3 protein-coding genes are annotated in these 1,440 nt (G+C 59.2%); all 3 read left to right on the top strand.

The genetic code is table 11. The features are described from left to right. A partial coding sequence (locus Q9Q40_09885; protein MDQ7007533.1) for a hypothetical protein occupies positions 1-189 on the top strand: 189 nt, incomplete at its 5' end. Between the two features lie 7 nt (positions 190-196). Next, positions 197-481 carry a hypothetical protein gene (locus tag Q9Q40_09880; protein MDQ7007532.1) on the top strand — a complete coding sequence of 95 codons (285 nt, stop codon included), beginning with the start codon at positions 197-199 and terminating at the stop codon, positions 479-481. 683 nt (positions 482-1,164) lie between these two features. Beyond that, positions 1,165-1,440 (top strand): hypothetical protein (locus Q9Q40_09875; GenBank protein ID MDQ7007531.1); only part of this gene is annotated, 276 nt, incomplete at its 3' end.

Below are 1,440 nucleotides of genomic sequence, written 5' to 3'. Positions count from 1 at the left end.
GACCCGATTCCACACCGCAAGCGCGAGTTGCACGGCTACAAGGTCATGGTGTGGGCTGCCGTCGGCATCAACTTCCGCCGCATCGTGCGCATCCCGCGATGCACCACCACCGGCGCCGCTGCCATCAATACCAACGAGGCGACGTACGTGAACATCATTTGCGAGCACGCCAAGTACCATCCGGCGTAAAGCCGCAGTGGGCAAGGCAGAAACCGCAGCCACCTACGCCCGCAAGAAAGTCTGGCCCCCAAAGAAGCTAGCCAAGCGCTTCTGCGACGCCCTTCAAGCAAAGAAGGGGTTTTTACGTTTTCGTGACTCCCGCGGCGTGTGGTACCACGGCACACCATACGAACAGCGTGGAGATTTCATCGTCTTTCGCCGGCGGTTTGCCCACCGCAAGCGTGACAAGCGACTGGGCTTGTTCGTAGGCATCAAAGTTACCGCAGTCATCGACAAGCTACCGGCTGTCACGAGAGACTGACCTACTTGCGCTAGCGTTGCCTGTGTTGCGTCTTTGTGGCTGGGCGCCGTGGTACCTTCGATTGCTTCATACCCGCGCTTTTGATTTGTAGGCAGCATGGTCATGACTGATGAAATTTACGGCGCCATCAAGGTACTGATGGGCCAAAACAAGAACGCCGAAGAGATTTCCAAGGTGGTCAAGGTGTCTCCCGCGACGGTCCGCGCGTGGATGAAGCGGTCGGAAGCACCTTCCAAACGCACGCGCAAGCCAACGGCGCGTGCACAGCGTGCCGCTCTCTTGCGCGACCGTCGGGCGGAAGCAGCGGAAAGCTTGCTTCGCACCGCCATGTTCCACCGTGCCTATCGCTCCTCCCCTCCCGGCTTCAGCATCAAAAACGCAATGGTTAAGACCATGCCCATCAACTCGCCCGCGAAGGTTGCCCGCACAATGAACCAGGACAAGAAGCTTCTCCAAAACATTGGGCGCACGAGCGTCTCTTCAGCCACCATCCGACGTGACCTCAAGGGCAAGGGTATGAAGCCTTACATGAAGAGGAACGGGCCTCGTTTCACGGAGAAGCACCTGGAGCTTCGCCTCAAGTTCGCAAAGCGTGTGCTTGCGAGTGAGTTTCTAACCAACCGGTTCACAGACAGAATCGTGTTCACAGACGAGAAGTGGTTCGACTCAGACGATGCCCGGAGGTGTACTGGGCCCGCCCCGGTGACCCGATTCCACACCGCAAGCGCGAGTTGCACGGCTACAAGGTCATGGTGTGGGCTGCCGTCGGCATCAACTTCCGCCGCATCGTGCGCATCCCGCGATGCACCACCACCGGAGCCGCTGCCATCAAGATCAACGAGGCGACGTACGTGAACATCATTTGCGAGCACGCCAAGGCAGTTCGTGACCACGGGCTGATCTTTCAGCAAGACGGCGCCCCGGGGCACCAGAAGGCAGAGCGCGACGGATGGTTCGAC

The sequence above is a fragment of the Acidobacteriota bacterium genome (assembly GCA_030949985.1).
Taxonomy (GTDB): Bacteria; Acidobacteriota; Polarisedimenticolia; order J045; family J045; genus JALTMS01.
This window is presented reverse-complemented; position numbering and strand designations above follow the sequence as displayed.